Annotated in this window: 11 protein-coding genes and 1 tRNA gene; 6 read left to right on the top strand and 6 right to left on the bottom strand. The window is 49.6% G+C overall.

All coding sequences use genetic code 11. The features are described 5' to 3' along the window. Positions 1-141 precede the first annotated feature (141 nt). Positions 142-1410 (bottom strand): ATP-dependent Clp protease ATP-binding subunit ClpX, encoded by a 1269-nt coding sequence (gene clpX, locus ACQ9LF_RS12545; RefSeq protein WP_462489756.1) that lies wholly within the window; start codon positions 1408-1410, stop codon positions 142-144. A gap of 758 nt (positions 1411-2168) precedes the next feature. On the opposite strand from clpX, the gene ACQ9LF_RS12550 reads away from it, so the two are divergent. From ACQ9LF_RS12550 to ACQ9LF_RS12575, 6 genes are all read left to right on the top strand, one after another. Continuing rightward, positions 2169-5234 (top strand): vitamin B12-dependent ribonucleotide reductase, encoded by a 3066-nt coding sequence (locus ACQ9LF_RS12550; protein WP_462489757.1) that lies wholly within the window; start codon positions 2169-2171, stop codon positions 5232-5234. A gap of 329 nt (positions 5235-5563) precedes the next feature. After that, on the top strand, positions 5564-6649 hold the full coding sequence (locus ACQ9LF_RS12555) for a hypothetical protein (protein WP_462489758.1): 1086 nt from the start codon (positions 5564-5566) through the stop codon (positions 6647-6649). A gap of 909 nt (positions 6650-7558) precedes the next feature. Next, positions 7559-8116, top strand: a complete 558-nt coding sequence (locus tag ACQ9LF_RS12560) for a hypothetical protein (RefSeq protein ID WP_462489759.1) — start codon at positions 7559-7561, stop codon at positions 8114-8116. A gap of 83 nt (positions 8117-8199) precedes the next feature. Further along, positions 8200-8272 (top strand) — tRNA-Phe (locus ACQ9LF_RS12565). A 338-nt stretch (positions 8273-8610) separates the two neighbouring features. Further along, positions 8611-8994, top strand: coding sequence for a Fur family transcriptional regulator (locus ACQ9LF_RS12570; RefSeq protein ID WP_462489760.1), 384 nt, complete (start codon positions 8611-8613; stop codon positions 8992-8994). A 21-nt stretch (positions 8995-9015) separates the two neighbouring features. After that, complete coding sequence (locus ACQ9LF_RS12575) at positions 9016-10479, top strand: catalase (RefSeq protein ID WP_462489761.1); 1464 nt, start codon at positions 9016-9018, stop codon at positions 10477-10479. Between the two features lie 129 nt (positions 10480-10608). Here ACQ9LF_RS12575 and ACQ9LF_RS12580 read toward each other — a convergent pair whose 3' ends face one another. The 5 genes from ACQ9LF_RS12580 to ACQ9LF_RS12600 all read right to left on the bottom strand — a co-directional run. Continuing rightward, the gene (locus tag ACQ9LF_RS12580) at positions 10609-10782 is read right to left on the bottom strand and encodes a tyrosine-type recombinase/integrase (protein ID WP_462489766.1); all 174 of its coding nucleotides are present in this window, start codon (positions 10780-10782) and stop codon (positions 10609-10611) included. 557 nt (positions 10783-11339) lie between these two features. Beyond that, positions 11340-12209, bottom strand: coding sequence for a sugar phosphate isomerase/epimerase family protein (locus ACQ9LF_RS12585; RefSeq protein ID WP_462489767.1), 870 nt, complete (start codon positions 12207-12209; stop codon positions 11340-11342). A 32-nt stretch (positions 12210-12241) separates the two neighbouring features. Further along, the gene (locus ACQ9LF_RS12590; RefSeq protein ID WP_462489762.1) at positions 12242-13528 is read right to left on the bottom strand and encodes a Gfo/Idh/MocA family protein; all 1287 of its coding nucleotides are present in this window, start codon (positions 13526-13528) and stop codon (positions 12242-12244) included. Between the two features lie 437 nt (positions 13529-13965). Continuing rightward, positions 13966-14388 carry a hypothetical protein gene (locus ACQ9LF_RS12595; protein WP_462489763.1) on the bottom strand — a complete coding sequence of 141 codons (423 nt, stop codon included), beginning with the start codon at positions 14386-14388 and terminating at the stop codon, positions 13966-13968. Positions 14389-14432: 44 nt separating this feature from the next. Further along, a partial coding sequence (locus tag ACQ9LF_RS12600; RefSeq protein WP_462489764.1) for a NucA/NucB deoxyribonuclease domain-containing protein occupies positions 14433-14675 on the bottom strand: 243 nt, incomplete at its 5' end.

Here is a 14675-nt window from a genome sequence, read left to right on the forward strand (position 1 = left end):
TAAATCCTAAAAAACAGCCTCTTGCGGGGCTAAAAAAAAGATGGAAACTCCGAGTGTATGCTTTTGATACAAAAAAAACGGATGACAATGATGTCATCCGTTTAAACAGCCATTGTATGGATGTGATTTGTCGTTTCGCGTTTATGCGGATTCTTTCAGGCTCTGTCCTTTACCAAATAAATCGACTTTGCCTTCAACAATCTCCGGCGTAACCACATATTTCCCCGGCTTGGGCTCTTCCGGCAGACGATACATCAATTCGACCATCAGGTCTTCCATAATACCCCGTAGGGCACGGGCTCCCGTATCCCTCGCTATCGCCTTATGGGCCAATAACTTAAGTGCTTCCGGAGTAAACTCCAGCGTGGCATCTTCCATCTCAAAAAGCTTCTGATACTGGCGAACCAGAGCGTTTTTGGGTTCGGTCAGAATCTGCACAAGGGCTTGCTCATCGAGAGCGGTTAGAGCTGTTATAATCGGAAGACGACCTACAAACTCTGGAATCATACCAAATTCAATGATATCTTCCGGAGTCACTTGTTTAATAACCGTACTATAGTCAACTTTCTTATCCTCACGCTTGCCGCCCTGTTCGCTGTCAAACCCAATCAGCCGTTTGCCCAGGCGTTTTTTGATAATATTATCCAGCCCCACAAAGGTACCGCCGCAAATGAACATAATCTGGCTGGTATCAATCTGAATATAGGCCTGTTCGGGGTGCTTGCGACCGCCCTGCGGAGGCACGTTGGCAATGGTTCCTTCCAGCATCTTGAGCAAAGCCTGCTGCACACCTTCGCCGGATACGTCTCGTGTAATTGAGACATTCTGAGTCGTCTTACCAATCTTATCGATTTCATCGACATAGACGATGCCCCGCTGGGCAGCCTCAATATCATAATCCGCATTCTGCAGCAGACGCAGCAGGAAATTTTCGACGTCTTCGCCGACATAACCCGCTTCGGTCACAGTTGTTGCATCGCAAATCGCAAATGGTACATTGAGCATCCGGGCCAGAGTACGAGCCAGCAGGGTCTTGCCGGATCCGGTCGGCCCAATCAGCAAAATGTTCGATTTTTCGATTTCGACATCGTTATCATTACTGTCCGTATGCAGCAACCGTTTATAGTGGTTATGCACCGCCACGGAGATTTTCTTTTTGGCGTCATCCTGACCGATAACGTACTGATCTAAAAATTCCTTGATTTCGCGGGGTTTTGGAACATCTTTGGTCGTGGCCTTACTTTTGCCGCGACGCTGTTCCTGCTTGATAATTGTCGAGCACAAATCCACGCATTCCGGACAGATAAACACCCCGCCGGGGCCCTCGACAAACACCTCATATTGTTTTTTGGGACGGCCGCAAAAACTACACATCTCACGTCGTCCATTTGAACCTGAATTTCTGGCCATGCTTTACTCCACATTTCTGTTTTATAGTCAAACTATTGTAGCAGAAGAATTCCCGATGTTCCATCTTTTTTCGGCAACTTGTTTTGCCCGGTATGTTGTTGTTCTATTCTGCCCGACATGGAAACCTGGGAATTGAGAAACAAGGCAGAACTGGTCAGGATAAGAGCGTTTTGAAAAGTTCAACGATAACGATAATATACCATCATAATACATCGTCTTTTTCATTTGCAATACAAGCCGGTATAACGCGACTACAGACAGCGGCACCTATTTTTCCACTTATACTTATACTTATCTTACAATACCCCAGACTCCGATCCTGGCGTTTACCCGATTTCCAAACTTGCATATCAAGACTATATAAGTCTGAAATAAACCTATTACAATTACTATTAATCCCCTCAACCCGCCCTTCTTTTCCAAAAATCATCCGCTTGTGCTTTGGTTTAAAACGATTTTGAGCATCCGCCGATCTGAGTTCGCGTATCTCTTTTATTTCAAATAGGATAAGAAATTACGATCAGGATTGTCTTGTTTTTTGAGGCGGTTTTTCAGGCAGATAAAAAAAATAAACAAAAAAACTTTTTCTTCATAGGTTCATTAAAAACAAGGACTAATAAAAACCTCATATTTTTTTTGATTTTTCAGCTTGAAGCTCAAGCCTGGAACGTTATGATGTCGTAGTAATTATTGGCAACATATTGATATTGATCACTGAATTACAACAATATATAGTGGTATACACGGAGGCCTCGTCCATGTCAGAAGAACGGATTTCAAAACCAGATTTAGGAACCACAGTGTCGGGTTTTCAGCCCTGGGTTGGCTCAACAGGGCAAAGAAAACGCGGCTTGAAAATAGAGCAGTATTTTTCAACACCAGGCGTGCATCCTTTTGACCAGATTGAATGGGAACATCGGACCGCAAAAATCAGCGATGAAAACGGCAAAGCTATTTTTGAACAAAAAGATGTCGAAGTACCGGCCAATTGGAGCCAATTGGCGACAAAAGTTGTCGTCAGTAAATATTTTTATGGTGATGTGTCCACCGGCCAGCGGGAAAATTCGGTCAAACAGCTCATCCACCGCGTCTGCAGAGCGATTGCCGATCGCGGCAAAAGAGATGGGTATTTTGCAACCGATGCCGATGCAGACAATTTCTATCATGAATTAACCTGGTTGTGCGTCAATCAGTATGGCTCATTTAACTCGCCTGTGTGGTTTAATGTCGGGTTGTATGATGTGTACGGCATCAAGGGCAGTGAACATAACTTCTATTGGGATCAGAAGTTAAACAAACCCATGCCCTGTCCCAGCAGCTATGAATTCCCCCAGGCTTCGGCTTGCTTTATCCAGTCGGTCCAGGACACGATGGACGACATCATGCGGCTGGCTCGCAGTGAAGCCATGCTTTTCAAACACGGCTCCGGTACCGGCACCGACATGTCCACCCTTCGCAGCAGCCGGGAAAAGCTGTCCGGCGGCGGCAAACCCTCCGGTCCGCTGAGTTTCATGCGCGTTTATGACCAGATTGCCGCCGTCATCAAGTCTGGCGGCAAAACCCGCCGTGCTGCCAAGATGCAGTCACTGAAGATCCATCACCCCGACATTCGGGAGTTCGTCACCTGCAAGACCCAAGAAGAGAAAAAGGTCTGGGCTTTAATCGAAGAAGGCTTCAGCCCCGATGAGGCCTATAACAGTGTCATGTTCCAGAACAGCAACCTGTCGGTCCGTGTCACCGATGACTTCATGGAAGCCGTCGAAAAAGATGGCAAGTGGACGACCATTTCAGTTACCACCGGTAAACCCGTCGAAGAGCACTCCGCTCGCGAACTGATGGAATTGATTGCCGAAGGCACCCGGATCTGCGGCGACCCCGGCCTGCAGTATCATACCACGATTAACAAGTGGCATACCTGTCCCAACTCAGGTCCGATCAATGCATCCAATCCCTGCAGCGAATACATGTTCATCGACAACTCCGCCTGCAACCTGGCTTCCCTGAACCTGATGAAATTCCGCCGCGAAGACGGCTCTTTCGACATTGAAAGCTTCAAGCAGGCAATTCGGCTCTATATCATCGCCCAGGAAATCCTTGTCGACAACGGCAGTTATCCGGAAGCAGCAATTGCTGAAAACAGCCATAAATTCCGCCCGCTGGGGCTGGGCTATGCCAACCTCGGCAGCCTCGTCATGAGCCTGGCTTTGCCATACGATTCCGACGAAGCCCGCACCTGGGCAGCAGCCATTACCGCAATCATGACCGGCACCGCGTACAGTGTCAGTGCCGAGCTGGCCTCCTTTAAAGGCCCGTTCTCCGAATTCGAAAAGAATCGTCAGCCCATGCTCAATGTCATCTCGATGCACCGGGAACATGCCTACAATATCCCCGAAGTCCATTGCCCTGACTATATGCTCAATGCCGCCAAGAATGCCTGGGATCAGGCCTTCACCCTCGGCAGCCAGTATGGCTATCGTAATGCCCAGGTAACCGTCCTGGCCCCAACGGGCACGATCGGCTTTATGATGGATTGCGACACCACCGGCATCGAGCCGGATATCGCTCTGGTCAAGTACAAACTGCTGGCCGGCGGCGGAATGCTTAAGCTGGTCAATCGAACCGTATCCATGGCTCTCGAACGCCTCGGATACAGCCCCGAAGACATCAAGGAAATCACCGATACCATCGACCGAGACGATACCGTGGAGACTTCCACCAAGCTGCGTCCGGAACATCTGGCCATCTTCGACTGTGCCTTTAAGCCTAAAAACGGCAAGCGGCATATTATGTATATGGCTCATATTAAAATGATGGCTGCCGTTCAGCCGTTTCTGTCGGGTGCAATCAGCAAGACCATCAACATGCCCAAGGAAAGCACCACCGAAGAAATTATGTCGGCCTATATGGAAGGCTGGAAACGCGGGCTTAAGGCGGTCGCCATTTATCGCGACGGGTCCAAGCGGCTCCAGCCGGTCAATACCGACAGCAAGGCCCACAAAGCCGACAAGAAAACCGCCAAAACCGAGGAAGCAGCCCCGCAAAGACCGTTCCGCCGACGTCTGGCCGAGACGCGTCACAGTATCACCCACAAGTTCTCGGTTGCCGGCCACGAAGGGTATCTCACCGTCGGCCTGTATGAAGACGGCCAGCCTGGTGAATTGTTTATCACCATGGCCAAGGAAGGCAGCACCGTCGGCGGCCTGATGGATGTCGTCGGAACCTGCGTATCCATGGCCCTGCAATACGGCGTGCCGCTGATTACCCTGGTGGAAAAATTCCGTCATGCACGCTTTGAGCCGGCCGGGATGACTTCCAACAAAAATATTCCGTTTGCCAAGAGCTTGATCGACTATATCTTCTGCTGGATGGGCTGTCAGTTCATTCCCGGATATGCCGAGAAGAATACCCCCAATCGCGGCGGTTCAGCAGCCACCGAATCCCCCGCTGCCGCAACAGCCAAGCAGATTGTCGAAAAGACCCAGGATCTGGCCAAAAAAATCGACCAGGCCCGGGCCATCCAGAAAAAAACCGTTGCCCCGGGTGAAAAAGGCGGTAATGGCGAAACCGCCCCGACACCCAAGGCCGGATCGCCCCTGTCCAGCCGTTTCAGTGGTGAAGGATTAGCCGACAAAGTCGCCGAACTGGTCAATTCGGTCCTCACTGAACCCGGCACCGGCGATGCCCAAATCATGCAGCAGTTCAATGCCCAGTTTGACCACTTCCAGGACGATGCCCCTGCCTGCGATGTCTGCGGCTCCATCACCGTCCGCAACGGCACCTGTTACAAGTGCTTCAACTGCGGCAACTCGATGGGCTGCTCCTAAAACCAAATGAACAAGGTGAGTTCAGCTTGTATTCGGGTTGAACTCACCTTGTTTTGTATAACATTTCTATTGCCCCCAAATCTCGGATTGCCTGACCGCCAGGCCCCGGAGGCTATCTGCCCAATTGCCACACGGGGACAGCGGTTGTTCCAGGGATTAAAGCTGTCCCAACCCCACTTTTTGCTTGATTTTTCAGGAGATAAATAGTATAATTATCCCATTATTGGCGGGAATTGCAACGGGGGATATCGGACCATAAATCAGCAGAACACAGAGGCAGTGTTTTGATTTCTTAACAGGGTATTCCTTTAATATCGGAGAAAGAGGCTATGAAGAGAATCGTCATCACAGGCTTTTTATGTCTGGCAAGTATTACCTGGGCGGGCATCTACAGCGGCGGGGGCAGCGGAACCGCCGACAATCCTTATCGGATATCCACCCCGGCCGACTGGCAGGTTTTAATGACCACACCCCAGGATTGGGACAAGCATTTCAAGCTGACCGGATCTCTGGATTTGGCGGGCCTGACGCTGACACCGGTCGGCAACAGCACAATCAAATTTACCGGCGAGTTTTGCGGAGACGGCTGGACCATCCGGAATGCCGTCATTTCTCAGCCGGGCGTCGATAATGTGGGATTATTCGGCTATCTTTGGGGCGGGGCCAAAGTGCGGGATGTCCGGCTGGAAAACGCTTTTGTGGAAGGCCGATATTGGGTTGGGGGGCTGGTAGGACGTACCGATACGGTAACGCTTGAAGCGGTTGCATACCAGGGTACCGTCAAGGGGATTTCGTACGTTGGCGGACTTGTCGGAGCTACCGGCGGAGCGTACAATATGATTCGGGGATGTTATACGATGGGTCGGGTTGTCGGCAGCCGCTATCTGGGCGGGCTGGTTGGTTTTCTCTGGGGTGGACGTTTGAATTATTGCTATTCACAGGCCTCCGTCTCCAGCATTATGGAATTGGAACCCCCGTATGAAATGGTCGGCGGATTGGTTGGATGGATCCATCACGAACCCGGCGCTGTCTCGACCATATCAAAATGCTATGCAGCAGGTTCGGTTACCGCGGTCAGTCCCGAGGCACACCACATCGGCGGTCTGGTGGGCCTGAACGACAGCGCAACCGTTGTCGATTCCTTCTGGGACATCGAAGCCAGCGGCCAGATGGCCAGCAACGGCGGCATCGGTAAGCCCACGGCCGAGATGAAACAGGCCATAACCTACATTCACGCCGGATGGGATTTTGTGCATTTGTGGGAGGTGGGAGAACATCAGACCTATCCGTATATTCGCACGCGTCCGTCTGCGGATTTGAATCGTGACGGCCTCGTTGCCCTCGAGGATTTTTCCATTCTGGCCGAACAATGGCTGACAGAAGACATTCAAGTCCCCCCTGTGCCGGGAGCCTAAGGGACTTCGTTAAAAAAGATGCTGCCGTGTAACATCGCTCCAAAGGCCATCCGACCCAACGGTGGTTCCTGTGACAAATCGTTGAGGTAGCCCTCAAGCCGTTACCGACACGGGCGGTTTTCGGGAGTACGATGCCTATTATCGGTTTCTGCCGGAGGGGTTGTAAAATACGGCCAGCAGGTATGGGAGCTGGACGGCCAGACCAGCTCCTGCACCGACAAAGGCAACCCAGCCGACAGCAAAGGCTGCAAACCTAATCTCAATGACGGACACATCTCTATATCAGTCATGATAGCGGTTGGCGCTTGCCAGGAAAGGCAGCACAACTGGTCCCGACTCGGAAGAACTGCCGATAGTGCCGCCAATTTGCGGCAATAAGCCAAGTGCAGACCTAAACAACGACCGCAAAATGGATTTGGCTGATTTCGCATTCATCGCAAGCCAATGGATGGCACGTGGATATGATCAGCAGAATGAATGCAGATAAATATCGTGAAACCTGAAATTGCAATACATATTCTTGGTTACACATATTCAACCAACTGTCGGTCAAGGAGTAGCTTGGGACTATTAAAGTGTCAAAGTATCTTCGATGGCCTGCCGGAATGGGGCGGACCGACTGTAGAGCAGACCTTAACTTACCCCGTTAAAAGGCTTAATCACGTGTTATAACTGACCTATGCCTGCGAGCTTGTCATAACAAGTGGCTCTCCTGGAGAGCCGCGCAGGCAATGCCCCGAAGCCGGCCTTTGGGCAGACTTCGGGGCATCCTCTTTCTATCCCAATCCTAATTCACATATCTAAGGGATTTTTCTTCCGCCCGACTATTTTCTATATTTTAACATAGATACAGTTAAAGACCGACTCAAAATGACGATACGCAAACAGGATAAAACAATTATACAGGGTGTGGCGCTGCTGGGAGCAATCCTGGCGGCCCTGGCTTCAGTGCTGTTTTTCCAGAAATTGCCGGAAAAACAACACCATTACCGGACTCAGCAGACCGAGCTGATGCAGCAGGCCGGAGCCTTGGATAAGCTCAAAGAAGCGTGTATCATTCCAGAACAAATTGCTTTGGTAGAAACCGTATCAGAGGACATTATAGAGCCTGAATTGCCAAAAGATGAGGCCTTCAACAGCATCCTCGGGAATATCTCGCCTTTACAGCTCAATGTCCTTACTGCGGCTGGGGCAATCGGAGCAGGAGCTGCTAGTTATGGACTGCTTTGGTCTGTAATGTATCTGGGCTCATTGAGCTTATATGCCATGATTCGAGCCTTATACCGTCTGGTAGACGACAAAGAATCCCCCCTGACCAGTGACGATCCCCAGCCGGAGGGACAATGTATCAATCATCGCAATCCCTATCGATTGTTCCCTATCATTTTCAAGCTGACAATCTTGATTGGGTTGGCCTTAATTCTGTTAAGCATCGTCGTCTGGCAACTTACAGCCATTAAAATATAAAAAATAGGACTTTTTGACAGACAGACTCTTGCAACTTCCGTTTTTTTCGATACACTACTATACCTTGTCAGCTTAACGCTGAGGGGTAGGTAGCTCAGTTGGTAGAGCAACGGACTGAAAATCCGTGTGTCGGCGGTTCAAATCCGCCCCTGCCCATTTCTCTTAACTCCCTTCAATATAACACCTTAGGGAGATTCCATGCACCTGTTTTTACTCCCTTTTTACCCTTAAAAATGCTCCAATGCGTATGTTTTGCGTCGCCAAGAAAAAAGTAGTGAATGAATTTGAGTGGGAAATGAGTGCTGATTAGCATTACTGTATTTCCTATCATTGCCAGTTTGCCTATAGATATGTTCTCTTATTGTCCGCCTTATCCCAAAAATACAAAAGTTCACTTGACAATCCTGTCATAATGCCTTATTAGGAATTACGTGACAATAAAGAATGAACCAGATGAAATTCTCTTTTTTCGCAAAAAGTGCAAAGAGCATGGGATGCGGGTAACACATCAGAAGATTGTCATCTATAAAGCACTGCTTAAATCAACCGACCATCCCTCACCCGAACAGATATTCAACAGACTCAAAAGCACCTTCCATCATCTTTCTTTGGACACCGTGTATCAAACCCTTACCTCGTTTCAGGAAATGGGGCTGATTGATCAGGTCGAAGGATATGGAACTGCCAGACGGTTTGATCCCAAACTTGAAAAACACCATCATTTTCAATGCAAGAAATGCGGGGACATAATCGATTTTACATCAGACTATTATGACGGAATCGATGTTCCGGAAGATATCTCCAAAAATTGTGAAGTCTTAAATTTGCGTGTTACGATTGAGGGCTTCTGCAAAAAATGTTGCAAAAAACATAATTAGACTAAGCAAAGGAGTAATTTTATGGAAGAAAAGAAAAAATTAACTACCAATGCCGGAGCTCCTGTCCCTGATAATCAGAATGTCCTGACTGCCGGGCCGCGGGGGCCACAATTGTTGCAGGATGTCTGGTTTCTGGAAAAACTTGCCCATTTTGACCGGGAAGTCATTCCGGAAAGAAGAATGCACGCCAAGGGATCCGGAGCCTACGGTAACTTCACCGTCACCCATGATATCACTCGTTATACCAAAGCCAAGATTTTCTCTCAAATTGGCAAAAAGACAGATTTGTTTGTTCGTTTTTCTACCGTAGCAGGAGAACGTGGTGCTGCTGATGCCGAGCGAGATATCCGGGGCTTTGCCATCAAGTTCTATACAGAGCAAGGCAACTGGGATCTGGTAGGCAATAATACACCCGTATTCTTTCTGCGAGACCCGCTGAAATTCCCCGATCTTAACCATGCAGTTAAACGTGACCCCCGCACCAATCTGCGGAGTGCTTTGAACAACTGGGATTTCTGGACATCCCTTCCGGAAGCCCTGCATCAGGTAACAATTGTAATGAGCGACCGTGGAATCCCAGCTACATATCGCCACATGCATGGTTTTGGGAGCCATACTTTCAGTATGATTAATGCAAAGAATGAGCGATACTGGGTCAAATTCCACCTGAAGACACAACAAGGAATCAAGAACTTGACAGATGAAGAAGCAGAGAAGATTATTGGCAAGTGCCGAGAGAGCCACCAGCGTGACCTTTATGAAAGCATAGAGAAAAAAGACTTCCCACGGTGGACAATGTATATTCAGGTTATGCCGGAACTCGATGCCGAAAAACTGCCGTATCATCCCTTTGACCTGACCAAGGTATGGTATCACAGCGATTACCCGCTAATCGAAGTCGGTGTCATGGAGTTGAACCGCAATCCGGAAAATTATTATGCCGAGGTCGAACAGTCCGCCTTCAATCCTGCTAACATCGTGCCGGGTATCGGCTTTTCGCCGGACAAGATGCTGCAGGGTCGGCTCTTCTCCTATGGTGATGCTCAGCGTTATCGTCTCGGTGTCAACCACCATCTGATTCCAGTCAATGCAGCCCGTTGTCCCTTCCACAGCTATCATCGTGATGGTGCTATGCGGGTGGATGGAAATTACGGCAGCACACGAGGATATGAACCCAATAGTTACAGTGAATGGCAACAGCAGCCGGAATTTGCCGAACCCCCGCTCAAGATTAACGGCAATGCCGATCACTGGAATTACCGCGAAGACGATAACGATTACTTCACCCAGCCCGGCAAACTGTTTCGGATTATGAGTAAGCAACAACAGGAAGCCCTGTTTGGCAACACGGCTCGTGCTATGGGAGATGCTCCCGAAATGATCAAGATTCGCCACATTGGAAACTGCCTCAAGGCAGATCCTGCTTATGGTGAGGGTGTCGCCAAAGCATTAGGTATTCCCCTGAGCAAAGTACCCCAAAAATAAACAGATAGAGTTTTGATCAATTTATCTTGTTTCAGCGGTAGATGTAACCCCTTCGGCTCCTAATCGAGCTGACAGGTCATTTATATCGGAGGAGGGCAGTTCAGCAATGGACTGCTCTCCTGTTATTTCTTACTCCCCCAATATCCCATTCAGCCCCTCCACAGCCTTTTTCTTATTCTCGTCCGAGCTGAAAATGTAATACTCCATCGTGGTCTGGATGTTGGAGTGCCCCATCAAAGATTTTAATGTATGAATGGGCGTGCCTAAATTTGCCAGATTCGTGCCGTAGGTTACTCCCCGAATTTAGTACCAGGGTATAAGATGGTGGTTGTGGTATAATTCAGTCGGCAATTAGAGAAGAAAGGACGTATGAATTATGACGCAACGGAGGCATTTTCCGGCGGCCTTCATGGCCAAGCTGGCCATAAAAGCCATCAAGAGTCAATAGACCGTCAATCAAATCGCGTTGCTCTATAAGGGTTCACTCCACGCCGGAGGCCCAGGGGAAGAAGGAGGCTCTTGAATTCTTGCCAGCTGCAACGGCCAACTCCGACGAGCTTGCCGGTGACCCATTCTCGTCCGGCCGCCAGTCCGAGCCACACACGGCCTGGCATGATCGGACATCAGACGTCAACGGAAAGCTGTCAAAAGAGGATATTGGAAATATCGTTACAACCACCATCTTATACAAAAGAAATCTTGGTATTGAAAATGGGCAGGGGTTTAATTGTCCAGGTTGTCAGACGTGCTGAACAGCCCAAACAAGAATCTGCGTATCGGTTATACTCTCACTCATACCGGACCAATTGTCGGGCAGCAGGCCAGTTGCATCCCTACTTTATACTTTTAACGATACCGTTTTAGCTTATCTTGACCAGCTTATCAATTCTCTGCGACAGCTCCATCAGCCAGGCTTCGTCGCCGCCGCGGACTTCGGGGGTCAGGTAGTCGCAGTAGCCGATCTCATTCAGTGCGGCGCTGACCTGCTTCCAGTTCACATCGCCTTCGCCCAGATCGACCCACTGATACCCATCGCGTTTGAAGTCCTTTAAATGGACCTTGGCGATCCGCTTGCCCAGCGTGCGAATCCAGTCCTGGGAAAACCCATAAATAATGACGTTGCCCACATCGAAATAGGCCTTCACCCAGGGGCTGTCCAACTCATCAATATATCGCGCGAATTCCAGCGGACTGAGCAGGAACTTATTCCAGACGTTCTCCACGGCGATGACCACCTCCAGCTCTTTGGCCAGCGGTATCAGCTTGCGAATCAGCGACTGCGAATCCCGGTACGCATCCCCATACGCATAGTCGTCCGTCACCCGGCTGGGCACCATCAGCACGGCACTGGCCCCCATTACCCTGGCACAGCGAAGAGCGTGCTCCATCTCCGCGACTGCCTTCTTTGCCACATCGTCCTTGTTCAAAAACGGCGGCCACCAGCCGTACAGCAGACTGTGAATCGTAATGCCCGCCTCACGCGCCGCATCGGCCTGCTTTTTGCACGCCTCCAGCGACTCCAGCGGCACAGCCTCAACGCCGGCATAGCCGCAGCGTTTGGCCAGCTTGAATTTATCCACATCCGACAAATTCCCCGGCAGCATCTGAATCTGCACCGCCTTGAGCAGGGGATTTCGGGTGTTGGCTTGCTGGGCGGCTGCGGGCACAGCGGTCAGTCCTGCAGCGGCGGCGATGGCAGCGATATATTTCAAGAAATCGCGTCGGTCCATTGCATTCACAAGTACTGTCCTCGGATTGCGGGTTAGATTAACTGGGTTACTCCGGGAACGGCCACAGGCTGTTCAGGCAGCGGGCCGAAGGTGTAGCTTTCCGGCGTCAGGTCGAGCTTGGAAGCCTTCATCAGCCAGTCCCACCGCAGCGCCCGGCCGGTATAGGCACTCATCCGCCCCATAATCGCCGTCATCGTGCTTTCGGCAATCTGCACTGCTTCGTTAAGGTGCTTGCTATTGCGAATAGCGTCAATCTGTGCGGCATGCTGACGCAGGCACGGGTCAGGCATGTCGCCCTGAAATACGAACGGCTTTTCGCCCTTAATGCTGGCCTGGCCGAAATCGAACAATGCCGAGCCTTTGGTACCGAAAATCCGATGTTCGTGGCGTGCGGTGATCTTGTTAATCTGGGCACCCTTGTAATCAATACGTACATCGTCTGGATAGACATATTCGACCGCGAAATGGTCGTACACGTCTCCGAAGATCGCATCCGTCCGGGCCTGCCTGCCGCCGAGGGCAATACACTGCACCGGGTGGGAATTCATCGCCCAGTTCATCAGGTCCAGGTCATGGACATGCTGTTCGACAATAAAATCGCCCGACAGCCACGTATAAAACAGCCAGCGGCGAAGATGCCATTCCATATCCGACCACTCCGGCAGACGTCGGGTCGGTCCCCAGCCGGTCATGCCGTCGCCGATGCGGTAGCACTGGCCGCTGGTCATCTGCCCCAGATCGCCGTCGTGGATGCGCTTCATAATCTGCACCAGCGGTTCCAAACGACGCATCTGCGTGCCGGCCAGCACCGTCAGCTTCTTTTGGTCGGCTAGCGCCCCCGTTTCAATGACTGACCGCACGCCGACCGGATCGACTGCCACGGGCTTTTCCATGAAGACGTGCTTACCAGCCTCGATAGCCGCACGGAAATAGGCCGGACGGAAGTGGGGCGGAGTCGTCAGAATCACCAGGTCCAGCTCGCAGGCCAGCAACTTGCGGTAAGCGTCAAAACCGGAAAAACAAGTCTCCGGCGTAACGTTGATTTTGTCGGGCAGGTTGGTCTTGAAATGCTCCTGAAATGACGCGAGCCGTTCGGGGAAAACATCCGCTAAGGCGACAATCTCGACATTGTCTGCCGACTTGACGCAATTGGTCGAGTCGTAAATACCCCGGCCGCCGCAGCCGATGACGCCAACTCGAATCTTGTCTGAGCCTGCGGCAAAGGCGCTATGCAGACCCGCCAGCGAAAACGTCGCCACGGCCGATGTTTTGAGAAAATCCCTCCGCGAAATGTCAATACCTGCCTGCCTGCGTTCCATGTGTTCCCTTTCATGATAAAAAAAGATATTTATCATATGATTTGATGGCTTCATGCATGTATCGGTTACAATTTTCGTAACCGTTCACGGAAATATGTCAACAAATCTCAAAATGTCAAAACAGGCAACCTGGGCACTGGACAATATTATACTAAAATAAGGACATGTCCCCCAACGATCATATTATCGAGAAACAACAACCCGAGAGCAAGATTTTCAAAGACGTGTTAAAACGCTTCCGGAAGAAATCGCCCGGCGTCGCATCAGCCGCATAATAACGCTTGTATTCCAGACGGCCGAGGGCATCATAAGCATACCCCGTCACCTGCTCCTTGAAGTCCATCTCCCACAGCAGCCGGTTATGACTGTCATAGCCCTTGTATTCCGTGCCGCAGCCCGGAACCGTCCGCGAAATCTGCCGATGCAGGCCGTCATAATTATTCTTTAACTTTGATAGACTCCAATATATCTTTATATGAATCTATAATGAAATCTTCTCGACTACTAATTTCTATATACAAACCTCCTGTATTACTTTTAAAAAGAATTCGGTATATTTTCCCCCACAAATTACGTGAGTGATCATATGTTTCTGCGAAATGTCCAATCCCTTGTTTTTCACCGATTACAACAGACTCCATATATTTTACTTTTGCAGTATCACTAACTTCTGGAGGAGGTTGACTTTGAATTACCCTCTTCACGGAACCGATAGCATCCGAAGAAATTAAATCGATCGTAATGTATAATTTTTTATTTCTTTTGATAAGAGTATATGAACCATATTTCGACTTAACATCAGTTATTTTGAATTCTTCCGGATAAAAGAAACTAATTCTCTCGTCTTCATACTTCTTCATGTATCACCTATTTCTTTCTCAATTTCTTCTATAAAATACAAAATTTATCTGGGCACAGGAAGCACAAGGAATTGCGTCATTGGTTTTCGAAGAATTCCATAATAATGTGCTCTCAGATAACCGCCTTGAATCAAGTTTTCTTTCAATGGTACCGCACATCCTTTTGCAAATGGCCATCCACCTTCAAGCGTAGAAGCATATGGAAATTCATCAATGCTATTAAAACCTGGTCCTCTTAAATTCCCAAATTGACTCAATACCCATGCTCGGTTTTGTGCCGTCCTAGT

The organism is Anaeroglomus insulsum (assembly GCF_050689095.1).
Classification (GTDB): Bacteria; Planctomycetota; Phycisphaerae; order Sedimentisphaerales; family Anaerohalosphaeraceae; genus Anaeroglomus; species Anaeroglomus insulsum.